Below are 22,672 nucleotides of genomic sequence, written 5' to 3'. Positions count from 1 at the left end.
CCACGTATGGCGGTTACAACGCCCGTCGGGGAAGGCCGACTGCGTCACACATCACATCTATGACGGATGCGTTAACTTCCTCTTCAAGCCGGCTGAACAGGCGCACCTGTTCCACGGCCTGGTACAGCAACATTTCAAGGCCGGGCACTACGGCGCCGCCGCCTGCCTGCCACACCGACGCGATCAGGCTGGGCCAGGGATCGTAGGCCACATCGAGCAAAACGCCGGGTGTGGGGGTTTTCAGGGCGGCGATTTGGGCCGCCAGTCCGTCCGCCGCCCGCGGCGGCAGGGTGGATATTACGACGTCGGCAGCGGCCGTGGGTGCCGCAGCCTCCGCCAGGGACTGGACGTCCAGGGCGAAGCCAAGACTGTCCGCCGCGTTACGGACGTCGCTGGTGCGTGCAGGGTCACGCACGAAGATGCGGGCCGAACCGGCTCCGAGTTCCTTCAGTGCCGCAATGGCGGCCGCCGCCGTGCCTCCTCCCCCGAGGACAACGGGCGACGACGGCGTCCGGGCGCCTGCGTGCCGGACCGCGTTCACGATTCCCGCCACGTCCGTGTTGGAGCCGATGGTCCGGAAGCGGTTCCCATGCTCCTCAAAGGACACCGTGTTCACCACGCCCAGGGTCCGGGCCACGCCGCGGACCTCATCCACCTCGGCCACCATCGCCGCCTTCAGGGGCATGGTGACGGACAGGCCGCACCAGCCCGGCTGGTCGCGGACCTGGCGCATCAACGAGGGCAACAGTTCCTCAGTGACGTCAATGGCCGTGTAACTGATGCCGATGCCCAGGCTGCTGTACGCCGCGTGGTGCAGCGCCGGCGATTTGGAGTGGCTGATCGGGTGGCCCAGGACGGCTGCCCGAAGGCTCATGTGCAGCGGCCCGCGTTTGCCGTGCACCAGGCGTTGTACTGCTCAACGTAGCCGTTGTGCTCCGCCAGGGTACGCGAGAACTTCGTCTCCTTGGTGTCAAGGTTGATGGTCACCCAGTACAGGTAATCGTTGGCCTTTGGCTTGGCGGCAGCGTCAATGGCCGTCTCGCCCGGGGAACCAATGGGACCCGGCGGAAGGCCTGGATTCGCATAGGTGTTGTACGGGTTCGACTTATCCTGGCGCTGTTCGTCCGTGAAGTTGAAGCTCCTGGTGCCCAGCCCGTAGGTCACGGCGGAGTCCACCTGCAGGAACCCGCCGGTCTGGTCGTTGGGCTTGAGCCGGTTGTAAATGGCACCGGCCACATCGCCGTAGTCTGCCTGGCCGCCCTCTGCCTGGACGATGCTGGCGACGATGACGGCTTCGTACTGCTTGGCCGGATCGGTGATGCCCTGCGACACAAGTTCATCAACAGTAGTTTTCACCAGCGACTGAAGGATGTCCTTCGCGGAGGTCCCGAGCGGGTAGCGGTGCTCCCCGGGCGCCAGGAAGCCTTCCAGGTTCTTGGCACTGGCGGGCAGTCCAAACTGGGCCGGCTGGTCGCTGAGGGCCTTCAGGTCCTGGATTGAAATACCGGATCCTTCAGAAATGGCCTGCAAGGATTCGCCAATGCGCAGGCCGGCACTCAGGGCAAAGTAGATGACCTTGGTTTTGTCCTTGCCGAGCAGCACGTTCACAGCGTCTGTGTTTTTCATCTCCGTCTTGAAGGTGTAATCGCCCGGGGCCAGGGTTCCCCCGGACGCGGTGAAGGCCTGAAGGAAGGTATCAGCGTTCGCCACCACCCGCTGGCTTTCCAGGGTGCTGGCCACTGAACGCGTGCCTTCGCCGTTCTCGACGGTAACCACTACCTCACCCGTTCCCGGGCCGGGGAAGTCGCTGGGCTTGTCGTTGCCCAGGAGGGGCTTCAGGAACTGCGCGCCCACCGCCACCGCGGTCACAAAAACGGCAAGCGTAAGAAACAGTGCCAGCAGCCGGCGGCGGCGCCGGACTTTTTTGGACGGCTTCGCCACTACCGTTGCGGCCGCAGGGCCGGGCAGGAAGTCGTGATGCCCGTCGTCGTGGTGCGGGTCATCGTAGTGCGCATCGTCGTAGAGCCCCTGGTCGTAGTGCCCCTCGTGAGGGAGCGTCGCGTCACGGTGCACGCCGTCGTGGTAGTCGCGCCCCTCCGCATAATGGACGTCGCCGTCGTAATGTCCGTCCACCGCGTGCTGATGGCCGGCCAGGGCCGGCTCATATGGAGCGTGGACGTCCTGGTGCACCACGTCGTGAAGTTCCGTGGCCGGTGCATCCGGCCGATGGGCGGTGCCGTCGTGGACGTCTGCCACCACCGGCCGGGCCGGGGCTTGCGTCTCGGGAACCGCGTGGTGGAGTGGCTCCTCCTGATGGACGTCCTGGATGGAAGGAGGTCCTGCCGGAGCGGCCGGAACGGGCTGCTCTGCCGGAACGGGTTGGTCTGCAGCAGCGGGCGCCGCCACGGCCGGTGGATCGGCAGGCACTGGCGGCACCTCGTGTCCTGTTTCGTAGGCCTGCTCCGGCACGGTGCCCTGGAGCGCGGTGGTGGTCTTCTCACGTGCCCGGAGTTCCTTGCGGGTCAGCGGCCTCGCTCCCCCGGCGCCCAAGGGGCCGGAAGCGTCGTCAATGTTGGCAGGGCTCACTGTTGCCTTCCATTATCTGAAGTACGGTCCGTGGCTTCCGGGGCGATGCGGACAGACTCATCCGCCTCGTTGACCCCCGGGTCCACGGAAGGGGAGGGCGCGGTTACGCGTCGGCCCACATCCGCTCCCCTGGCTTTCTGCATGTCGATGGCGTGCTGAAGGATGCCTGCCGCCGCGACCTGATCAACTACTTTACGGTGATCCCTGCTGCCCATGCCAGCTTCATGCAGGTTCCGGTGCGCAGTCACGCTGCTCAGCCGCTCATCCACCAGGTTCACCGGGACGGCCAGATCCCGCGCTGCCAGCTCTGCTGCCAGCAGCCCGGCATACTCCGTGGCCATCCTCGCAGAGGCGTGCTCTTCACCCTTCATGGTGCGGGGCAGGCCCACAATGACCTGTACCGCGCCGAGTTCCTGCACCAGGTTGGCGATGACCCGGATATCGGAGTTTTTCTTCGGATTCCGGTCCAGGGTCTTGTACGGCGTGGCCAGGATCGAGTCCCGATCGCAGATGGCCACACCGACCCGGACGGTGCCGACGTCGATCCCCAGTTTGACGCCCTGGGGACTTTCGCCGGCCGCTGTTGGATTGGTCATGGGTGCTTTTATCGCCGCGCGATGGCGTCCACAACGGCCGCCAGGGCGGGAGCTACCTTGGCTGCGTCCGTTCCGCCGCCCTGGGCAACATCGTCCTTGCCGCCGCCGCCGCCGCCGAGGATGCCTGCGGCAACGCGGACCAGGGCACCTGCCTTGACCCCGGCCCCGCGCGCTTCCTCATTGGTGGCGACCAGGATCATTGGACGGTCATTGGCAACACCGGCCACGGCCACGGTTGCAGCAGCCGAGCCCAGGCGGTTCCGGAGATCCAGTGCGAGTCCGCGGAGGTCGTCCGCGCCGCTGACCTGGCCGGCGTCATGCGCAATGACGCTGACGCCTGAGGCATCCTTGGCGCTGCTGACCAGCTGGGCGGCTGAGGCTGCCAGCTGCTCCTTGCGGAGCCGGTCCAGCTCCTTCTCCGTGGCCTTGAGCTTGGCGAGGGTGGCGGCGATCCTGTCGGCCAGCTGGCCGGACGGGACCTTGAGCATGTCCGTCAGTTCCGTCACGAGGGCGCGTTCGGCGGCAAGGTGGCGGAAAGCGTCCATGCCCACAAACGCCTCCACGCGGCGGTTTCCCGACCCGACGGACTGTTCACCCAGCAACGAAAGGCTGCCGATCAATGACGTGTTGGACACGTGCGTTCCGCCGCAGAGCTCGCGGGACCACGCGCCGTCGATCTCCACAACCCGCACTTCGCTGCCGTAGTTCTCACCGAAGAGGGCCATGGCGCCCAGGGCCTTGGCTTCGGCGAGTCCCATCACCTTGGTTTCCACCGAGTAGTTGTTGCGGATGGCAAGGTTGGAAACTTCTTCGATTTCGGAGCGGGTGGCGGTGCTCAGCCCTTCGCCCCAGGCGAAGTCGAAGCGCAGGTACCCCGCCTTGTTGAAGGACCCGCGCTGGGTGGCTTCCGGCCCGAGGATCTGGTGCAGCGCGGCGTGCACGATGTGCGTGCCCGTGTGCGCCTGTTCGGCGGCGTGCCGGCGTTCGCGGTCGACGGCGGCCCGGACCAGTGAGTCGGCGCCGATCTCGCCTTCGCGGACAATCGCCTTGTGCACGCTCAGGCCCTTCAGCGGGCGCTGCACATCGAGGACCTCGACGACGAAGCCGTCGCCGGTGATGAGGCCGGTATCGGCGGCCTGGCCGCCGGCTTCGGCATAGAACGGGGTTTCGGCGAGGACCAGCTCGATTTCGTCACCCGTGGAGGCCTGCTGTACCGGCCGCCCTCCCGTAAGGATGCCGCGGACGCGTGATTCGCCGTCGAGTTCCGTGTATCCGGTGAAGACGGTCTCGCCCTGGCCGAGCAGTTCCTGGAACACGGTGAGGTCGGCGTGGCCGCCCTTTTTGCCCTTGGCGTCGGCCTGGGCGCGCTGGCGCTGCTCCTGCATAAGGCTGCGGAAGGCTGCTTCATCCACCTTGAGCCCCGCTTCCTCAGCCATTTCGAGCGTGAGGTCGATCGGGAACCCGTAAGTGTCGTGCAGGGCGAAAGCGTCGGCGCCGGAGAGCGGCTTATTGGCGGCTTTGGATTCCTTGACGGCGTCCTCAAGGCGGGCAGTGCCGGAGGCGATGGTGCGCAGGAAGGCCTTCTCTTCCGCGTAGGCAATCCGGCTGATCCGGGCAAAGTCTGTGTCCACCACCGGGTAGACGCCCTTCATGGCGTCCCGGGAGGCGGGGAGAAGTTCGGGCAGGCAGGCCTGCTCGACGCCGAGGAGCCGCATGGAGCGCACGGCACGGCGGATGAGGCGGCGCAGGACGTAGCCGCGGCCTTCGTTGGAGGGGGTGACGCCGTCGGAAATCAGCATCAGGGCCGAACGGATGTGGTCGGCCACCACACGCATGCGGACGTCGTCCGTGTGGTGGGGATCGTCCGGGGTTTCGGCGGACGTGTATTCCCTGCCGGACAGCTCTGCTGCCTTGTCGATGACGGGACGGACCTGGTCGGTCTCGTACATGTTCTCGACGCCCTGCAGGATCATGGCCAGGCGTTCCATGCCCAGGCCGGTGTCGATGTTGCGCTTGGGCAGTTCGCCCACCACATCGAAGTCTTCCTTGGAACGGACGTTTTCGATCTGGTACTGCATAAACACGAGGTTCCAGATCTCGATGTAGCGGGTCTCGTCCGCCAGCGGACCACCTTCCACACCATAGGCGGGGCCGCGGTCATAGTAGATCTCGGAGCAGGGGCCGGCGGGACCGGGCTGGCCCGTGTGCCAGTAGTTGTCCGACTTGCCCATCTTCTGGATGCGCTCGGCCGGGACACCGGTGTTCTTCAGCCACAGGTCCTTGGCTTCGTCGTCCTCTTCGTAGACGGTCACCCACAGCAGTTCGGGCGCAAGGCCGTAGCCGCCGTCGGCAACGCTCGTGGTGAGCAGTTCCCAGGCGAACTTGATGGCGTCTTCCTTGAAGTAGTCCCCGAAGGAGAAGTTGCCGCACATCTGGAAGAAAGTGCCGTGCCGGGCGGTCTTGCCCACTTCCTCGATGTCGCCGGTGCGGATGCATTTCTGCACGCTGGTGGCGCGGGAGTAGGGCGGCACCTCGCGGGCCGTGAGGTAGGGAATGAACGGAACCATGCCGGCAACCGTGAACAGCAGCGAGGGGTCGCTGGAGACCAGCGATGCGGAGGGAACCGCGGTGTGGCCCTTGCTGACAAAAAAGTCCACCCAGCGCTTTGTGATCTCCTGCGACTTCATGAGCTGTTTACTTACCCTTCTTGGTCCGCGCGCGGCTGCGCGGAAATTCGTTCACGTGGCAGTTCCGTTGGCACGGTTGCTGCCGGTTGGTTCTAAAAGTGCTGCGGCCGGGCCGCTGCCTGGGGCGGTTGCCGGGTCAGCGGCGGACCAGTTCGTCCGAGTCCACTCCAAGGGCGGCGCGGAGGTCGGTTTCCCGTTCGCGCATGCCGTCGCGGAGGGCGTCGGCAAAATCGTAAATGCCGTCCGCGAGCCGGCCCACTGCCCGGTTCAGGCCCTGCGGGCCGAGGGTGGACTGCATGCTGGCCTGCGCCTCAGTCACTTTGCGGAACGCGATGACGCCGATGGCCACGCCGATTCCCATCCAGACAAGTCGTTTCATTTCAGGTCCTCCGGGAGATCAGCGGCTGCGGCGGCCGGCAGCAGGTTTCTTGCGGTTGGCCACGGCGGTACGGACGCCGTAGCTGAACGCCGCCACCTTGATGAGCGGCGAGCCGACGGTGGCGGCAACCAGGGAGGTCAAGGCGGAAAGGTTGGCCGAGGCGTCCGAGACGTTGGACGAAATGCCATCCACCTTCTTCAGCTGCTGGTTGGTGGTGGACACGGTAGCGGTGACCTCGTCCATCAAAGGCGTGGCGCCGTCGCTCAGTGACCTGATGGACGTGCGCACCTCGTCCAGGACTTTGCCCAGCTTCAGGATGGGCACTGCCAGCAGCAGCACCAGGAGCGCGAACACTCCGGCAGCGATCAGGCCGGCAATATCGCCACCAGACATAGACGTTTCATCTCCTCGAAATTCTGTGGTTCATGCCATCGGCGGATGCTTCGCAAAGCGCACTTCCGCAGATGTCCCCCAAGTACCTTACATACAAAGAAGCCCGCGGCGCTTGCCACGGGCTTCTTTGGATACGCTGCTGGGATTTAGCGTGCGTAGAATTCGACGACGAGCTGCTCTTCGCAGGTCACCGGGATCTCGGAGCGCTTGGGGCGGCGGACCAGGCGTGCCTGGAGGGCTTCCAGCTTGACGTCCAGGTAAGCGGGAACGGCGGGCAGGACGTCGCGGTGGGCGCCTGCTGCTGCGACCTGGAGCGGAACCATGGTTTCGCTGCGGCTGTGGACGTGGACCAGCTGGCCTTCGCCGACGCGGAACGACGGGCGGTCAACGCGGATGCCGTCAACCAGGATGTGGCGGTGCACAACCAGCTGGCGGGCCTGGGCGATGGTGCGGGCGAAGCCGGCACGCAGGACCAGGGCGTCAAGGCGCATTTCGAGCAGTTCGATGAGGTTTTCACCGGTCAGGCCCTTGGTGCGGCGGGCCTCTTCGAAGGCACGGGTCATCTGTGCTTCGCGGATGCCGTACTGGGCGCGCAGGCGCTGCTTTTCGCGCAGACGTACGGCGTAGTCGGAGTCCTGCTTCTTGCGGGCACGGCCATGCTCACCGGGGCCGTACGGGCGGCGCTCCATGTACTTGGCGGCCTTGGGGGTCAGAGCGATGCCGAGGGACCGCGAGAGGCGGGCCTGACGGCGAGCACGAGTGTTGTTAGCCACTTGTGTCCTTCCAATATCTGCGGTGTGTCAGTGTTACTGGCCTCCACGATGGAGAGCATCGGCCAACCGCTGCCTTTTGCTACTGGGCGCAGGCATAACCTTCTCAACGTAAAATTGGGGAGATTGTGCGTCCGCGCCTTGCCAGACAAACATCCATCCTACCATGGCGGCTACTTGCCCCGGACAATCTTCCGCAGCCGCTCCAGCCGTACTGCGATGTCCCGTTCCGCGCCGTTGGCGGTGGGCTGGTAGTAGTCCTTCCCCACTATGTCGTCCGGCGGGTACTGCTGGGTGGCCACCCCATGCGGGGCATCGTGGGCGTATTTGTACCCGACGCCGTGGCCCAGCTGCTTGGAGCCCGGATAGTGTGCGTCCCTCAGGTGCGCGGGAATACCGATCCCCAAGCCTGCCCGGACGTCGGCGGTGGCCTTGTTGATGCCCATGTACGCGGCGTTGGATTTCGGCGCTGTGGCCAGGTGCACCACGGCCTCGGCCAGGATGATCCGCCCCTCCGGCATCCCGATCAGCTGCACCGCCTGCGCCGCCGCCACAGCAGTCTGAAGTGCGGTGGGATCAGCCATCCCCACATCCTCGGCGGCCGAAATCATGATCCTGCGGGCCACGAAGCGCGGGTCCTCCCCCGCTTCGAGCATCCGGGCCAGGTAGTGGAGGGCTGCGTCAACATCGGACCCGCGGATGGACTTGATGAAGGCACTGATGACGTCGTAGTGCTGGTCTCCTGCCCGGTCGTAGCGCACGGCGGCGACGTCCAGGGCGCGTTCGGTGTGTTTCAGGTCGACGGTGACCTCTCCGTCTTGGGCGTCATCTGCGTCCCCGAACGCCACGCCGGCGGCTGCTTCCAGGGCGGTCAGGGCACGGCGCGCGTCACCGCCCGAAAGCCTGACCAGGTGGTCGAGTGCTTCTGCGGTGAGGTTTACTTTCCCGTTCAGGCCGCGGGGATCGTCAACGGCGCGCTGCAGCAGTCCTTCAATATCCGCATCTGTCAGGGGGCGGAGCGTGAGCAGGAGTGAGCGGGACAGCAGCGGTGAGACCACTGAGAACGAAGGGTTCTCTGTGGTGGCGGCAACCAGCACCACCCACCGGTTTTCAACGCCCGGCAACAAGGCATCCTGCTGGGCCTTGTTGAAGCGGTGGATCTCGTCCAGGAACAGGACTGTGGTTGTTTTGTACAGGTCGCGGGCGGTGAGGGCGTCATCCATGACGCGCCGCACGTCCTTGACGCCGGCAGTGATGGCGGAAAGTTCCACGAACTTCCGGCCCGGTCCGCGGGCGATCACGTGTGCCAGGGTTGTTTTGCCGGTCCCCGGCGGGCCCCAGAGGATCAGCGAAGTGGGTCCCGCGGGGCCGGATGTGTCCGCTCCGGCACCGGCCGCCAGCTGGCGCAAAGGCGACCCCTGGCCGAGAAGATGCTGCTGCCCCACCACCTCGTCAAGGGTGCGGGGACGCATCCGGACGGCGAGCGGACCGCGCGGGGAGGCATTGCCTCCTCCCCCGGCAGTTCGGCCGACGGCGGGAACGGGACCGTCGTCGTCGTCATCATTGCCTGGCCCGTGCCCGAAGAGATCATCCACATAGATAGGCTACTTCCAGTCCTTCGGCTTTCCTGCCGAAGCCGCCGCCCAGCCAAGGATGCCCTCATGCCCGCACGTACCACCGCAGGAGGACAGCGCGGGCACTCCGTCCGCACTGCCTTTATCGCCGGCAGCCGGCTGGCTGGCTGGGCGGAGAGGTTCGGGGCGGCGCACGGCGGGTTCCGGGTGATGGATGACGACGACGGGCTGCACCTGCTGGCGTCCGACGGCGCCGAAGCGCTCCTGCAGGCTCCCTGGCCCGCGGATGGCCGTCCAGGGCGCGGCGCGGACGAACTCGAAAGGCTCGCCTCCCTGGCATCGCAGCCGCGCCGTCTTGGACTGTTGCTGGCGCGCCGGGGTGGCTATGGTGTGGCGGTAGTGAGTGAGGGGACACCTTTGGCTTCGAAGGTGGGTTCGACGTATGTGCAGTCCCGCACTGCGGCAGGCGGCCAGTCCCAGCAGCGGTTCGCACGGCGCCGGTCCAACCAGGCGGACGCGCTGGTTCAGACTGTTGCTGAACAGGCGTTGCGGGTGTTTGGCAGCGAGGCTTTCGAATACGTGGTGCCTGGCGGTGACCGGGCCTTGGCGGGGCTTGTGCTCCAGCACCCGGCCCTGAAGGACTATGCCACGCTGCCCCGGCTGGCCTACCTGGATGTCCCGGATCCCAAAGCAGCAGTGTTGCGGAAGGCTGCCGCAGACGCCTGTGCTGTGCGTGTCCAGGTTTCCGACGCCCCAGTCGGCTGAAGCCGGGAGTCAGCAGCCCGTCAGCGCCCTGCGTGGCCGTTGCTGGCGGTAAAGGTAACGGCCCGACTCCTTAAATCCTGCCTGGGTGTACAACTGCTGTGCAGCTTCGTTGGCTGCAGTGACGAGCAACCAGAAATTGTTCAACCCGCGTGCGTTACCTTCGGACAGGAGTGCCTGCAGTACCTCGGAAGCGTATCCGCGGCGGCGGTGGGACGGCGAGGTGGCCATGCAGTAGATTCCGCCGGTTCCCTCCACCATGGCGAGTCGCCCAACCGCCGCCGGGACGCCGTCGTCGTCCCGGACCATTGCGTACAGTGAAGGGCATCCGGTCAGGATGGCGCGCGTCGTCGCCCATTCTGCCGCACCCCCGCGGCCGTCCACCCTCCACCACAGAGCCAGCCAGTCGTCGTCGGGCTGGTCACTCATCTGCACCCGAGCAGCCGCCCGCGAAGGTACGCATGCTGCCGCAGAGGTCCTGGCCATGATGAGTGTCTCCGACTGACGCGTGAAGCCTTGCCGGTCGAGGACGGCATTCAGCTCCGCATTGCCCGGCTTGTCCGTGATCTGAAAGATCAGGGGAAGCCGCCGCTCCCGGTACCATTGCGTCGCTTCGCGCAAAGCATCGCCGGGCGCTTCGGCACTGTTCCGCGGCCACACAGAATTGGCCCGTTGGGTGACACCTTCCGAGGCGCGAAGGACCCACTCCCCCGTATCGTGCCGCTCCACGGAAGGCCAGGCAGCATCCATGAGCGTTTCAACTTCACGCGCCTGCAGACCCGGGAGGCCGTGGACCATGGGGGGCTCCTGTGCGGTAAGCCTGAAGGCCCTCCTTTGCGGGAGGGCCTTCAGGTCAACGGGTTGATGCTCTACTTGCCGTCAGTTGGCTTGGCTTCCGGCTTGAAGTCAACACCGGCCTCCTTGCGCTGCTGCGGTGTGATGGGGGCAGGGGCCGCAGTCAGGGGGTCGTAACCGTTACCGGTCTTGGGGAAGGCAATAACGTCGCGGATGGACTCCACGCCAGCCAGCAGTGCCACCACACGGTCCCAGCCGAAGGCGATACCGCCGTGTGGAGGTGCGCCGTACTTGAAGCCTTCCAGCAGGAAGCCGAACTTGGTCTGGGCGTCTTCCCGGTCGAGGCCCATCAGTTCAAAGACGCGTTCCTGGACGTCGCGTTCGTGGATACGGATGGACCCACCGCCGATTTCGTTGCCGTTGCAGACGATGTCGTAGGCGTATGACAACGCTGATTCCGGATCCTGATCGAACGTGTCCAGGAACTCGGGCTTGGGCGAGGTGAAAGCGTGGTGGACAGCGGTCCACTTGCCGGCACCCACGGCCACGTCACCTGAGGCAACGGCCGCTGCTGCAGGCTCGAACATCGGGGCGTCCACCACCCAGCAGAAGGCCCAGGCGTTGGGGTCGATGAGGCCGGTACGGTGGCCGATTTCAACGCGGGCAGCACCCAGCAGGGCACGGGCCGCCGTCTTCTCACCGGCAGCGAAGAAGATGCAGTCGCCGGGCTTGGCGCCAACGGCATCAGCCAGGCCGGCGCGTTCAGCGTCCGTCAGGTTCTTTGCGACGGGGCCGGCGAGCTCTCCGTCTTCCTTGAACAGGACGTAGGCGAGGCCCTTGTGGCCGCGCTGCTTGGCGAATTCCTGCCAGCCGTCAAGGGTACGGCGCGGCTGGGAAGCACCGCCGGGCATCACCACGGCGCCCACATAGGGCGCCTTGAACACACCGAAGTTGGTGTCCTTGAAGAATTCCGTCAATTCGGTGAGCTCCACGCCGAAGCGCAGGTCGGGTTTGTCGGAGCCGTAGCGGGCCATGGCGTCCGCGTAGGTGATGCGCTGGATCGGTGTGGGGATCTCGACGTCGATCACCTTCCACAGTGCCCTGACGATGTTTTCACCGAGGGCAATGATGTCGTCCTGGTCCACGAAGCTGGCTTCGATGTCCAGCTGGGTGAACTCCGGCTGGCGGTCGGCGCGGAAGTCCTCATCGCGGTAGCAGCGTGCGATCTGGTAGTACTTCTCGAAGCCGCCCACCTGCAGGAGCTGCTTGAACAGCTGCGGGGACTGCGGCAGGGCGTACCAGGAACCGGGGGCCAGGCGGGCCGGGACCACGAAGTCGCGGGCGCCTTCCGGCGTCGAACGAGTCAGTGTGGGGGTTTCCACCTCGACGAAGCCGTCCTGGTGGAGCAGTTCGCGGGCCACCCGGTTGGCTTCGGAACGCAGCCGGAGGTTGCGGGCGGGGCCCGGGCGGCGAAGGTCCAGGTAGCGGTGCTTCAGGCGTGCTTCCTCGCCCACTTCAACGTGCTCGTCGATCTGGAACGGGAGCGGCTCGGAGGTATTGAGGATGACCACCTTGTCCGCCATGACCTCAATCTCGCCGGTGGCCAGGGCAGGGTTCTCGTTGCCCTCGGGCCGCTTGGAAACAGTGCCGGTGATCTGCAGGACGTACTCGTTGCGCAGGCCGTGGAAGACTTCTTCCTCGCGGACCACCACCTGGGCCACGCCGGACGCATCGCGGAGGTCAACGAAGGCCACGCCACCGTGATCACGACGGCGGCCCACCCAGCCAGCGAGGGTTACGGTCTGTCCAATGTGCTCGGAACGAAGGGATCCGAGGTCATGTGTGCGCAGCACAGCACGCCTTTCTGCGGGGTAACAGCGGGAAGATAACAGCGAAGTTAAATAGGATCGATCCGGGAACGATCCCGTTCGAGTTTACCCGCAACCCAGGGACTACCGCCGCATGAGTGAACACCAGCAGTTGCAACGCAAGCTTGGCACCTTTGACGCCACTACCATCGGCCTGGGCTCCATGCTGGGCGCAGGGGTGTTTGTGGTGTTCGCGCCAGCCGCTGCGCTGGCCGGAAACCTGCTGGTGGTATCGGTGATCATCGCGGGGGCTGTGGCGTACTGCAATGCGGTGGCGTCCGCAGCACTGGCATCAAAATATCCCACCAGCGGCGGCACGTACGTCTATGGCAGGAAGCAGCTTGGCGAGTGGCCGGGATTCCTCGCCGGCTGGGGATTTGTTACCGGAAAAACCGCCTCCTGTGCTGCCATGGCGCTCACATTCGGCAGTTATGTGGCCGGGAGCTATGCCGTACCGGTGGCCGTGGCGGCGGTGGTGGCGCTGACCGTGGTGAACCTGCTGGGAATCACCCGGACCGCGCTGCTGACCCGAATCCTGCTGTGCGTTGTGCTGGCCACCCTGGTGTTCGTTGCGGTAGCCGCGCTGGCCGGGCCGCATCCTGTGGCGGCGCCGGGCACGGCTGCCCCGGGCGCGTCCGGCGGCGTGCTGCCTGCCGCCGGCCTGCTGTTTTTCGCCTTCGCCGGGTACGCCAGGATCGCCACGTTGGGCGAGGAAGTGAAGGACCCTGCCCGCTCAATCCCCCGGGCCATCCTTGGCGCCCTTGCTTCCGCCTTCGCCATCTACCTGGCCCTGGCGCTGCTGCTCCTCAACCATCTGCCCGGCGGGCGGCTGGCGGCCACGAAGACGCCGCTGCTGGAGGCTGTGCTGCAGTCCCAGTTCGCGGCGGGCGCCCCGGCAGTGCAGGCAGGAGCGGCGGCAGCCTGCCTGGGTGCGCTCCTTGCCCTCATCACCGGCGTGGGGCGCACCACCCTGGCGATGGCGCGGGAGCGCGACCTCCCCCGCCCGCTGGCCAGGATCGGCGGCAAGCACACGGTGCCGTACGTTGCAGAACTGACAGTGGCCGCCGTCGTAATCCTGCTCCAGCTGACCACCGACGTCATGACGGTGGTGGGCTTTTCCAGTTTCGGCGTGCTGCTGTACTACGCGGTGGCCAACGCCTCCGCCTTCACCCTGCGGGACCATCCGGTGTACGCGCCAAAGTGGTTGAACGCCGCCGGCTTCCTGGGCTGCCTGCTGCTGGCCTTCACCCTGCCTGCCGCCTCCGTCCTGACCATGGCAGCTGTCCTGGCCTTAGGTGTGGCCGGCCGCTGGCTGGTGCTGCGCTTCCGGCGTTAGCGCACCGCCCGCATAGCGTCCGACGGCGGCCTTGCCGCTTATAGCGGTTCGGGCGCCTTCCTGAGTCCCTGGTGCGGCTGTCCTTGGTTATCCACATAGGGCCGATGGGTCCGTGCCGTTGGCGGGGCCCGCTGGAAGACTTTGGTTATGGAAGCCATTCACGGGTTGGCAAAGGGAAGTCACGGCCGGGAACCGTGCTGTTCCTTCTGTTGCTGATGTCCTTGAATTGCTGGCTGCTGTCCCAGTCGCTATGGACGGGCCGGGAAAGATTGACCAGCTGCGGGAGCTGGAGGACGTGAAGTCCGCGGCTGCGGCTAAGCAGGCGCGGATCGCCGTGGCCTACAACCTTGATGTGCGGCGGGAACAGGCTGCCGCGGGTATGCCTGCGGATGAACTTGGTGCCGGGGTGGGCGCGGAAATCGCTTTGGCGCGTGGGGAGTCGCCGTCCCGCGGAAGCAGGCTGCTGGGGTTGGGGAAAGCCCTGGCTGAGATGCCCCGCACGTTCGCGGCGCTGGAATCGGGCCAGTTGAACGAGTGGCGGGCCACCCTGGTGGTGAAGGAAACGGCCTGCCTGTCGGTTGAGGACCGGGCCGCTGTGGATCAGGAGATCGCCGCCGATACCGGGACCTTGGCCGGCTGTGGTGACCGGGCCGTCATCGCCGCCGTCCGGGCTGCGGCGTACCGGCGGGACCCACACTCAGTCGCCAAGCGCGCTTCTCATGCCGTCAGTGAACGAACGGTCACCCTCCGGCCGGCACCGGACACCATGACCCGCCTGACCGCCTTCCTCCCGGCCGCCCAAGGCGTGGCCGCGTACGCGGCGCTGACCCGCCACGCCGACGTCCTGAAGTCCTCCGGGGATGAGCGTTCCCAGGGCGCAATCATGGCCGATCAGCTCGTGGAATGCGTCACCGGCACCCCGGGCGGGATCGCGGGTGTCGAGATCCAGCTCGTGGTGACCGACCGCACCCTCTTCCAAGGCGACAGCGAACCCGCCCGCCTCACCGGCTACGGCATCGTCCCCGGCGAATGGGCTCGAAAGGCCATCAAGGGCGAGCTGATGACAGATGCGGGATCCAGCGGCGGCGAAGCAGCCGGCTCAGGATTTGCGGGGGCCACGCTGGATCGCCCAGCACCAGCTGGGCAGGGACCAGATGGCGGTGTAAACGCGGGCATAGGAGACGTCGGTTTTGGCCGCTCAGGCAGGCTGCCTTCAGTCGGCACCCCGGAAGGTAGAGAGCTGAATGTCTGGCTTCGCCGGCTCTACACCACGCCCGGCAGCGGTGAGCTGGTCGCGATGGACTCCAAAGCCCGGCTCTTCCCGCCCGGGCTCCGCCGATTCATCCAGGTAAGGGACGACACCTGCAGGACCCCCTACTGCGACGCGCCCATCCGCCACCTGGACCACATCATCCCGTGGCGCACAGAGGGTCCAACCACCAGCACCAACGGCCAAGGCCTCTGCCAGGCCTGCAACCACACCAAAGAAACACCAGGCTGGACCGCCAAGACAGTTACCCGGCCAGGCCAAAGGCATTCAGTCGAATCCCGGACGCCAACGGGCCACACCTACAGGTCAACGGCACCGCCGCTTCCCGCAACGCCGGTAGCCAACAGTCCCCTACTTAGACCCGTTGCGGCTGGCCTGCCTGCCACAGCCGTAATGCGGCCAAGGCCACGTCGCGCTGAAGCCAGGCAACGCCAAGCCCTCAAACGCGCCCACTTCCAGGAAGCGCTGCCGTAAGTACCGGCAGCGCATCCGGGAGCAGCCCTAGACTGCGGAAGCCATCGGGGCTGTTGACGCGACCTGGACCGCCAAATCCTCGGCCGGCGGGGTCCAGGTTTCGGGGAATGCCACTACCTGGTCACCGGTGCGGATGTCCTTGACCTGGTGGGTGCCGTCGTCGTCGGTGAACCAGACGAAGGGGATGCCGCGGCGGTCGGCGAATTTGATCTGCTTGCCGAATTTCTCCGCCTTGGCTGCCACTTCCGTGGCAATTCCCCGGCTGCGGAGCTGCGCCGCAACGTCCTGCGCGGCACTCCAGCTCTCATCATTGGTCAGGGAGACAAGCACAGCGGTGGGAACTGAACGCGAAGCCTTGGCCAGGTCCTGGCTCAGGATGCGCGATACCAGCCGGGTGACGCCGATGGAAAGGCCCACCCCGGGGAACTTCCGGTTGCCCTTGGAGGCCAGTGCGTCGTAGCGTCCGCCCGAGCAGATGGAGCCGAGCTGTTCATGGCCCACCAGCACCGTTTCCACTACCGTGCCGGTGTAGTAGTCCAGGCCGCGGGCGATACTGAGGTCGGCCAGCACCTTGCCGGGAGCCCGCTGGACAGCGGCCTCGATGACCTGTTCCAACTCGTACAGGCCCTCCTCGAGCAGCTCATTGCTCACGCCCAAGGCGCGCACCTGTTCCACGAAGGACGTGTCCTCGGTACGGATTCCCGCCAGCTCCAGGGCCTTCTGTGCCTGCTCGTCGGTTGCACCCAGTTCAGCCTTCAGCAGCTCGGCGACCTTCGCGGGACCGACCTTCTCGAGTTTATCGATGCTGCGCAGCACGCCGGCCGTATCGTCCAGGCCGATGCCGCGGTAGAAGCCCTCCGCGAGTTTGCGGTTGTTAACCCTAAGCCGGAAGTCAGGGATGGGAAGCGCGCTGAGGGCCTCTGCAATGACCAGCGCGATTTCGACGTCGTAGCGGAACGGCAGGTCGCCGTCCCCCACCACGTCGATGTCCGCCTGCGTGAACTCGCGCGCCCGGCCCTCCTGCGGGCGCTCACCGCGCCAGACTTTCTGGATCTGGTAACGGCGGAACGGGAAGGCGAGGTAACCGGCATTCTCCACCACGTAACGGGCGAAGGGAACAGTCAGGTCAAAGTGGAGTGCAAGCGCGTGCGGATCGGCTTTGCCGCCCTTAACGGGATTCTCGCTCTCGTCCTCCTGAAGCCGGCTGAGACCGTACACTTCCTTATCGATTTCACCCTTGCGCAGCAACTGCCCCACGGTTTCGACCGCCCGCGTCTCGATGGAAGCGAACCCGTGCAGCTCGAAAACCCGGCGCAGGGTATCCAACACATGCAGCTCCACCAGCCGCTCCTCGGGAAGCCACTCGGGGAATCCGGACAGGGAGGCGGTGCGTGCCATGGTGGATTTTCTCCTCTTGATAAGGGTGCCTGGGACTTGCGCGGCCCGAAACGGGCCTGGAACGGCGGCAGTCCAGCCAGTCATGCATAAACTATGTGCGGCAGTCAGTTTATGCGTCATCCGCCAGCATCTCTAATGCAGCGGACGCGTCAGGGCTTGGCCGTCAGACACCTGCGCCCGAGGCCCGTGCCGCGGCGCGCAGCAGCCCGACTAAAAGGAGGACCCTTGGCGGCCAGTTCACGCAGTGCCCGCGAAGCAAGGCGGCGCATTCAGCAGATGGAAGCCAAGCGCGAGCTGCGCCGGGAACAAGAGAAGCGGCGCAAGCGCGACAACATGATCGCCGCCGGCGCCGGAACCGCCGCCGTGGTGCTCGCCGTCGTCCTTCAACTGACCGCCTTCGCCGGTAATCCAACCGAGGAGGAGTTCGCCGCCCTGGAGGCCGGGCTGTCCAGCCCCTCCGCCTCTGCAAGCCCATCCGCGCAGGCGAGCAACGGGCCCAACATTCCTGCTGCGGAAACGGCCTCAGGCAAGACTTTTACCGGCGATCTGGTGCTGAACGGCAGCCCGCTGACGGTGGAGCTGGACGGGACAAAGGCGCCGCAGGCCGCCGCTGTATTCAAGTCACTCAGCGACGAAGGCTACTTCAATACCAAATCCTGCCACCGCCTCACCACCGGCGAGACGTTCGGGCTGCTCCAATGCGGCGCTTCCGGACCCAACGGGGAGGGTGATCCAACCTACACGTGGGGTCCCCTCGAAAACACGCCCGCCGACAATACATATCCGGCCGGAACCATCGCCGTGGCCCGCACCGGGAACAACGCTTTCGGAAACGGGAAACAGTTCTTCGTCGTGTACAAGGACACGGTCATCCCGGCGGACAGCGCCGGGGGCTACACCATGGTGGGAAGAGTGACGTCCGGGCTCGATGTGGTGTCGGACATAGCGGCAGCCGGGATTACGCCGGGCAGCAGCGACACAGACGGCACACCTGTGGAACCAGTCACGATAGACTCGTTTTCTCTGAAGTAGGAAGCCCGGCCCCTGGGGCTGCGGTGCAGGACCTGAGTATTTTCCTCCAAGCGAAAGACTTTTAGCGGTGACAGACAGTCAGAAATCCGACGAAACAGCAACAGACCTGACCGGGACAGCGGCACCGGCCGCCGAGGAAGTTGCAGCTGCAGCCACCACCCCGGCAGCGGAAGCTCCCGTGGAGAATGCTCCGGAAAGCGGCGCCAGTGAGAGCCCAGCTGTGGAAGGCGATGCCCCGTCAAGCACTTCACCGGCACCGGCACCCCGCCCGGCACCTTCTCCGGCCGCCTTCGCGTCCCGCCCCAAGCCTGCCGCTGCACCTGCTGCAGCGCCGGTCCCCGCAGCGCCGGCAACGTCGCTGGCAGAAGCGTCGAAGTGGGGCCGCGTGGAGGGCGATGGACACGTCTTTTTGACCATCGACGGCGCGGAACACCCCGTGGGCCAGTACCCGGGGGTCAGTGACGACGAGGCACTGGCTTACTTCGCGCGGAAATATGACGATGTGGTTGCCCAGATCGTGCTGCTGGAACAGCGCGTCAGCTCAAAAGCCCCCAGCACCGACATGCAAAAGACCGTCACGCACCTGCGTGAGCAGCTCGCCGAGCGCAACATGGTGGGAGACCTCCGGTCTGCAGAGGCGCGGCTGGATGCGTTGTCAACGCAGATCGCTGAACTCGAAAAGGCAGAGAAGGCCGAGCACGACGCCGTTCGCGCCTCCGAGCTCGCTGCCCGCGAGGCGATCGTTGCCGAAGCCGAGGAAATTTCCGGCCAGGATCCCACCCAGACCCAGTGGAAAACCTCCAGCGCCCGGATGAACGAGCTGTTCGAGAGCTGGAAGGCTGCCCAGAAGAGCGGGGTCCGCCTTGGCCGAAGCAACGAGGACGCCCTGTGGAAGCGGTTCCGTGCCGCCCGCACCGTCTTCGACCGTCACCGCCGCGCCTACTTCTCCCAGCTGGACAGCAACAACTCTGCTGCCAAGTCCGCCAAGGAAAAGCTGATCGCAGAGGCGGAAGCTTTGTCCACCTCCACCGACTGGGGATTCGCTGCCGGCGAGTACCGCCGCCTGATGGATCAGTGGAAGGCCTCGCCGCGGGCCAGCCGCAAGGACGACGACGCCCTCTGGGCCCGGTTCCGCGCCGCCCAGGATGCCTTCTTCACGGCACGCCAGGCGGCAAATGATGAGATCGACCAGGAATATGCCTCCAACCTCACGGTCAAGGAAGCGCTCCTGATCGAAGCCAACGCCATTCTCCCGGTGAAGGACCTGCCTGCTGCCAAGAAGGCCCTGCAGTCGGTCCGGGACCGCTGGGAAGAGGCCGGCAAGGTCCCGCGCGCGGACATGGGACGCGTTGAGGCGGGGCTGCGGAAGGTGGAAGACGCCGTCCGCCACGCCGAGGAAGAGCAGTGGCAGCGGTCCAACCCGGAGCGGAAGGCACGCACCAACAGCGCCCTGTCACAGCTGGAATCCGCCATCGCGGGGCTCCAGGAAGACCTCGCCACGGCTGAAAAGACCGGCGACCAGCGCCGGATCAAGGCTGCCCAGGAAGCCTTGGAAGCACGCCAGGCCTGGCTGGACCAGATCCAGCGGTCAGCCAGCGAACTGACCTAGCCCTTTTCGCCCCCGGCTGTCGTCAATGCAGGCCCGGTTCCGGTTATCCACATAACGGGAACCGGGCCTGTGCCGGTTAACGCCATCGGGGCAGGATGGGTGGATGGCGACATCCACGGCACCTCCCGCCGCCGCGCACGGCGCGGATTCCTCCTCCACCCCGGAACCACTGCCGCGCTTCCCCGAGCTTTATGCTCCGGGCATGCCGTTTGCCTTCCCGGAGCTTCAGTCGCTGGCCTCGGACGGCCTGCTGACCCGGTTCCATCAGCACGGTTACGCGCTGCCCGGTAGCACGGCCACCCCGCAACTCCGGGCACGGGCAGCGGCCGGAGCGGTTCCGGCAGCCGTGCGCCAACGGGTAGTGGCCGGGAGGATGACGGCGGCCTGGATCTATGGCTGCGCGGCTGAGCCGGACCGGTTGGCGCTGCTGGTTGATGCCAAGCGCCGTGTTTCGAGCCTGCGCAACACCCGGGGCTGTAGCCTGCACGAAGTGAAGCTCGGGCCGTTCGATGTTGTCAGCCTGGGCGGTTTGATGGTCTCCAGTCCGCTGCGCACTGCCCTTGACGTAGCCCTGCACGTAGAGGCGGAGCGGGCCATCCCCACCCTGGAAAGTTTGCTGGCGCGCCCGCAGAACGATGTGCGCCTGCGCTTGCTGATCCTGGCCATCGAGGCCAGCCCCCGGGTCCCCCACAAGAGGGCGGCACTGGAAAAGCTGGCGCAGCTAGTTCCGGCGCTTGTTCCCCGTGGTGCGGTAGACGTCGAAAACACCGTCAATCCGGCGGACAGCACTCAGGACGTGGTGCAGGTACTTGGGGTCACCCATCTCGAAGGCGAACTTTGAAATGGCAACGCGGTCGCTGGACGTGTGGACGCTGGCTGCCAGGATGTTGACGTGGTTCTCGGAAAGCACGCGCGTGACGTCGGAGAGCAGCGATTTGCGGTCCAGCGCCTCAACCTGGATCTCCACAAGGAACACGCTGGACTGCGTGGGCGCCCAGTCCACATCAACGATCCGGTCCGGCTGATCCTTCAGGTCGGAGATGTTGGTGCAGTCCGTCCGGTGCACGGAAACGCCCGAGCCCCTGGTCACGAACCCGAGGATCGGATCCGGTGGAACCGGGGTACAGCACCTGGCCAGCTTCACCCACACGTCACCCACGCCACGGACCACTACGCCGGAATCGGAGAACCGTGCTTTCGTGACCTGGGTGGGAATGCTGACTTCGGTGATGTCGTCGTCGGTGCTTTCGTTTCCGCCGAGGCTCTCGACGAGCTTCTCCATGACCGCCTGGGCGGAGGTATGCCCGTCCCCCACCCCGGCGTACAGCCCGGAGATGTCGACGTACTTGAAGTCCTCCGCCACCGCGGCCAGCGCCTCATGCGTCATCAGGCGCTGCAGGGGCAGGTTCTGCTTCCGCATGGCACGGGTCAGGAGTTCCTTGCCGCGGTCGATCGCCTCTTCACGGCGTTCCTTGCTGAACCACTGGCGGATCTTGTTGCGGGCCCGGGCACTCTTGACGAAATGCTGCCAGTCCTGGCTGGGCCCTGCTCCTTCAGCCTTGGAGGTGAAGATCTCCACCCAGTCGCCGTGGTTCAACTCGCTGTTGAGCGGAACGAGCTTTCCATTGACACGGGCGCCGATGGTCCGATGACCCACCTCGGTGTGGACAGCGTAGGCAAAGTCCACGGGGGTGGATCCAGCCGGCAGGGCCATGACTTCGCCCTTTGGGGTGAAGACGAAAACTTCCCGCGCGTTGATCTCGAACCGCAGGGAATCGAGGAACTCCCCCGGGTCCGACGTTTCCTGCTGCCAGTCCACCAGTGAGCGCAGCCAGCCCATGTCGCCGTCGCGCGGGCTCCCGGGGCCAACAGCGGTGCGGTTGGGCTGGTCCTTGTACTTCCAGTGCGCGGCGACACCGTACTCGGCGCGCCGGTGCATCTCATGCGTCCGGATCTGGATTTCCACCGGCTTGCCGCCGGGACCGATCACCGTAGTGTGCAGCGACTGGTACATGTTGAACTTGGGCATCGCGATGTAGTCCTTGAACCTGCCGGGCAGCGGGTTCCAGCGCGAGTGCATGGTGCCGAGGGCGGCATAACAGTCCCGGACGGAGTCCACCAGGACACGGACACCCATGAGGTCATTGATGTCGTCGAAGTCCTTGTCGCGGACAATCATCTTCTGGTAAATCGAGTAGTAGTGCTTGGGGCGGCCGGTAATGGTTGCCTTGATCTTGGCCGTGCGGAGATCTTCAGTAATCTGGTCCCGGATGACGCTCAGGCTCTTCTCGCGCTCCGGAGTCCGGTCCCCCACCATGCGGACGATCTCTTCGTACACCTTGGGGTACAGTGCCGCGAAGGACAGGTCCTCCAGTTCCCATTTGATGGTGTTCATGCCCAGGCGGTGCGCCAGCGGGGCAAAGATTTCCAGGGTTTCGCGCGCCTTGCGGGCCGACGATTCGGCCGAAACGAAACGCCAGGTGCGGGCGTTGTGGAGCCGGTCGGCGAGTTTGATCATCAGAACCCTGATGTCCTTGGCCATGGCCACAACCATCTTGCGGACCGTCTCGGACTGTGCCGCTTCGCCGAAGCTGACTTTGTCCAGCTTGGTGACCCCGTCAACGAGCATCGCCACTTCCGGACCGAAGTCACGCTTCAGGTCGGCGAGTGTGTAGGGCGTGTCCTCGACAGTGTCGTGCAGGAGAGCCGCTGCCAGGGTGGTTCCACTGAGTCCCAGTTCGGCGAGGATGGTCGCCACCGCTACCGGGTGGGTGATGTACGGGTCACCGCTCTTGCGCTTCTGCCCGCGATGGCTCCGTTCCGCCACGTCGAAGGCGCGCTGGATGAGGTCAAAATCCTCTTTGGGATTGTTGGCCCGGACCGTCCTCAGCAGTGGTTCCAGGATGGGCGAATAATTTGCGGCACTCCGGCCTGTCAGCCGGGCAAGCCTGGACCTGGTGCGTTCCCGCCGGCCGGGAAAAGTGGGGCGTGAACCTGAGTTATCCACGGGGACCAATGAACCTGCGCGCGCGGAAGCAGCCTGGCCGGTCTGCACACCGGCCGGACCCTGATCTCCTTGTGCCGTCGGCAGCGACGCAGAACGTTCTTCCAATGAAGCACCCCTCATGACCGTTTAATTACCC

Annotated in this window: 18 protein-coding genes; 6 read left to right on the top strand and 12 right to left on the bottom strand. The window is 65.7% G+C overall.

Going from position 1 to position 22,672, the window contains the following annotated elements; genetic code table 11:
* Positions 1-13 precede the first annotated feature (13 nt).
* The 8 genes from QF038_RS08830 to QF038_RS08795 form a co-directional block, all read right to left on the bottom strand.
* Positions 14-874: a shikimate dehydrogenase gene (locus QF038_RS08830; RefSeq protein WP_307609791.1), complete on the bottom strand. Its 861-nt coding sequence runs from the start codon at positions 872-874 to the stop codon at positions 14-16.
* Positions 871-2,586 carry an endolytic transglycosylase MltG gene (gene mltG / locus QF038_RS08825; protein ID WP_307609790.1) on the bottom strand — a complete coding sequence of 572 codons (1,716 nt, stop codon included), beginning with the start codon at positions 2,584-2,586 and terminating at the stop codon, positions 871-873. Before mltG ends, QF038_RS08830 begins: the two co-directional genes overlap by 4 nt.
* Complete coding sequence (gene ruvX, locus QF038_RS08820; protein WP_307609789.1) at positions 2,583-3,182, bottom strand: Holliday junction resolvase RuvX; 600 nt, start codon at positions 3,180-3,182, stop codon at positions 2,583-2,585. Before ruvX ends, mltG begins: the two co-directional genes overlap by 4 nt.
* An 8-nt stretch (positions 3,183-3,190) precedes the next feature.
* A complete protein-coding gene (alaS, locus tag QF038_RS08815; protein WP_307609788.1) occupies positions 3,191-5,869 on the bottom strand; it encodes an alanine--tRNA ligase in 2,679 nt (892 codons plus the stop codon).
* Between the two features lie 136 nt (positions 5,870-6,005).
* A complete protein-coding gene (locus tag QF038_RS08810) occupies positions 6,006-6,248 on the bottom strand; it encodes a hypothetical protein (RefSeq protein ID WP_307609787.1) in 243 nt (80 codons plus the stop codon).
* Positions 6,249-6,266: 18 nt separating this feature from the next.
* Positions 6,267-6,641 carry a DUF948 domain-containing protein gene (locus QF038_RS08805; protein WP_307609786.1) on the bottom strand — a complete coding sequence of 125 codons (375 nt, stop codon included), beginning with the start codon at positions 6,639-6,641 and terminating at the stop codon, positions 6,267-6,269.
* A 146-nt stretch (positions 6,642-6,787) separates the two neighbouring features.
* On the bottom strand, positions 6,788-7,414 hold the full coding sequence (gene rpsD / locus QF038_RS08800) for a 30S ribosomal protein S4 (protein ID WP_015937210.1): 627 nt from the start codon (positions 7,412-7,414) through the stop codon (positions 6,788-6,790).
* 170 nt (positions 7,415-7,584) lie between these two features.
* Positions 7,585-9,006: a replication-associated recombination protein A gene (locus tag QF038_RS08795; RefSeq protein ID WP_307609785.1), complete on the bottom strand. Its 1,422-nt coding sequence runs from the start codon at positions 9,004-9,006 to the stop codon at positions 7,585-7,587.
* A 66-nt stretch (positions 9,007-9,072) separates the two neighbouring features.
* Here QF038_RS08795 and QF038_RS08790 point away from each other — a divergent pair, with 66 nt between their 5' ends.
* Positions 9,073-9,750 (top strand): acVLRF1 family peptidyl-tRNA hydrolase, encoded by a 678-nt coding sequence (locus tag QF038_RS08790; RefSeq protein ID WP_307609784.1) that lies wholly within the window; start codon positions 9,073-9,075, stop codon positions 9,748-9,750.
* A gap of 9 nt (positions 9,751-9,759) precedes the next feature.
* Here QF038_RS08790 and QF038_RS08785 read toward each other — a convergent pair whose 3' ends face one another.
* On the bottom strand, positions 9,760-10,545 hold the full coding sequence (locus QF038_RS08785; RefSeq protein ID WP_307609783.1) for a GNAT family N-acetyltransferase: 786 nt from the start codon (positions 10,543-10,545) through the stop codon (positions 9,760-9,762).
* A 71-nt stretch (positions 10,546-10,616) separates the two neighbouring features.
* Positions 10,617-12,395 (bottom strand): aspartate--tRNA ligase, encoded by a 1,779-nt coding sequence (gene aspS / locus QF038_RS08780; protein WP_307609782.1) that lies wholly within the window; start codon positions 12,393-12,395, stop codon positions 10,617-10,619.
* A gap of 109 nt (positions 12,396-12,504) precedes the next feature.
* Here aspS and QF038_RS08775 point away from each other — a divergent pair, with 109 nt between their 5' ends.
* Positions 12,505-13,746 carry an APC family permease gene (locus tag QF038_RS08775; RefSeq protein ID WP_307609781.1) on the top strand — a complete coding sequence of 414 codons (1,242 nt, stop codon included), beginning with the start codon at positions 12,505-12,507 and terminating at the stop codon, positions 13,744-13,746.
* A gap of 250 nt (positions 13,747-13,996) precedes the next feature.
* Positions 13,997-15,490, top strand: a complete 1,494-nt coding sequence (locus QF038_RS08770; protein WP_307609780.1) for an HNH endonuclease signature motif containing protein — start codon at positions 13,997-13,999, stop codon at positions 15,488-15,490.
* Between the two features lie 27 nt (positions 15,491-15,517).
* On the opposite strand, the gene hisS is transcribed toward QF038_RS08770, so the two are convergent.
* A complete protein-coding gene (hisS, locus tag QF038_RS08765) occupies positions 15,518-16,888 on the bottom strand; it encodes a histidine--tRNA ligase (RefSeq protein ID WP_307609779.1) in 1,371 nt (456 codons plus the stop codon).
* A gap of 225 nt (positions 16,889-17,113) precedes the next feature.
* Between hisS and QF038_RS08760 the strand changes: the two genes are divergently transcribed.
* The 3 genes from QF038_RS08760 (at position 17,114) to QF038_RS08750 (ending at position 20,370) form a co-directional block, all read left to right on the top strand.
* The gene (locus tag QF038_RS08760; RefSeq protein WP_307609778.1) at positions 17,114-17,920 is read left to right on the top strand and encodes a peptidylprolyl isomerase; all 807 of its coding nucleotides are present in this window, start codon (positions 17,114-17,116) and stop codon (positions 17,918-17,920) included.
* 67 nt (positions 17,921-17,987) lie between these two features.
* Positions 17,988-19,529 carry a DUF349 domain-containing protein gene (locus tag QF038_RS08755; RefSeq protein ID WP_307609777.1) on the top strand — a complete coding sequence of 514 codons (1,542 nt, stop codon included), beginning with the start codon at positions 17,988-17,990 and terminating at the stop codon, positions 19,527-19,529.
* Positions 19,530-19,632: 103 nt separating this feature from the next.
* On the top strand, positions 19,633-20,370 hold the full coding sequence (locus QF038_RS08750; protein WP_307609776.1) for a type IV toxin-antitoxin system AbiEi family antitoxin: 738 nt from the start codon (positions 19,633-19,635) through the stop codon (positions 20,368-20,370).
* Here QF038_RS08750 and QF038_RS08745 read toward each other — a convergent pair.
* Complete coding sequence (locus tag QF038_RS08745; RefSeq protein ID WP_307609775.1) at positions 20,251-22,641, bottom strand: bifunctional (p)ppGpp synthetase/guanosine-3',5'-bis(diphosphate) 3'-pyrophosphohydrolase; 2,391 nt, start codon at positions 22,639-22,641, stop codon at positions 20,251-20,253. The two genes, QF038_RS08750 and QF038_RS08745, sit on opposite strands and share 120 nt — an antisense overlap.
* Between the last annotated feature and the right edge of the window lie 31 nt (positions 22,642-22,672).

It is taken from the genome of Pseudarthrobacter sp. W1I19 (assembly GCF_030817835.1).
GTDB lineage: Bacteria > Actinomycetota > Actinomycetes > Actinomycetales > Micrococcaceae > Arthrobacter.
The sequence above is the reverse complement of the archived record's forward strand: the minus strand, read 5'-3'. Positions and strand labels throughout refer to the sequence as shown.

Bases quoted from the DNA above. Each gene is read 5' to 3' on its own strand.
- QF038_RS08830 (WP_307609791.1), bottom strand. From the start codon at position 874: ATGAGCCTTCGGGCAGCCGTCCTGGGCCACCCGATCAGCCACTCCAAA.
- ruvX (WP_307609789.1), bottom strand. From the start codon at position 3,182: ATGACCAATCCAACAGCGGCCGGCGAAAGTCCCCAGGGCGTCAAACTG.
- alaS (WP_307609788.1), bottom strand. From the start codon at position 5,869: ATGAAGTCGCAGGAGATCACAAAGCGCTGGGTGGACTTTTTTGTCAGC.
- QF038_RS08810 (WP_307609787.1), bottom strand. From the start codon at position 6,248: ATGAAACGACTTGTCTGGATGGGAATCGGCGTGGCCATCGGCGTCATC.
- QF038_RS08805 (WP_307609786.1), bottom strand. From the start codon at position 6,641: ATGTCTGGTGGCGATATTGCCGGCCTGATCGCTGCCGGAGTGTTCGCG.
- QF038_RS08790 (WP_307609784.1), top strand. From the start codon at position 9,073: ATGCCCGCACGTACCACCGCAGGAGGACAGCGCGGGCACTCCGTCCGC.
- QF038_RS08785 (WP_307609783.1), bottom strand. From the start codon at position 10,545: ATGGTCCACGGCCTCCCGGGTCTGCAGGCGCGTGAAGTTGAAACGCTC.
- QF038_RS08775 (WP_307609781.1), top strand. From the start codon at position 12,505: ATGAGTGAACACCAGCAGTTGCAACGCAAGCTTGGCACCTTTGACGCC.
- QF038_RS08770 (WP_307609780.1), top strand. From the start codon at position 13,997: ATGGACGGGCCGGGAAAGATTGACCAGCTGCGGGAGCTGGAGGACGTG.
- hisS (WP_307609779.1), bottom strand. From the start codon at position 16,888: ATGGCACGCACCGCCTCCCTGTCCGGATTCCCCGAGTGGCTTCCCGAG.
- QF038_RS08750 (WP_307609776.1), top strand. From the start codon at position 19,633: ATGGCGACATCCACGGCACCTCCCGCCGCCGCGCACGGCGCGGATTCC.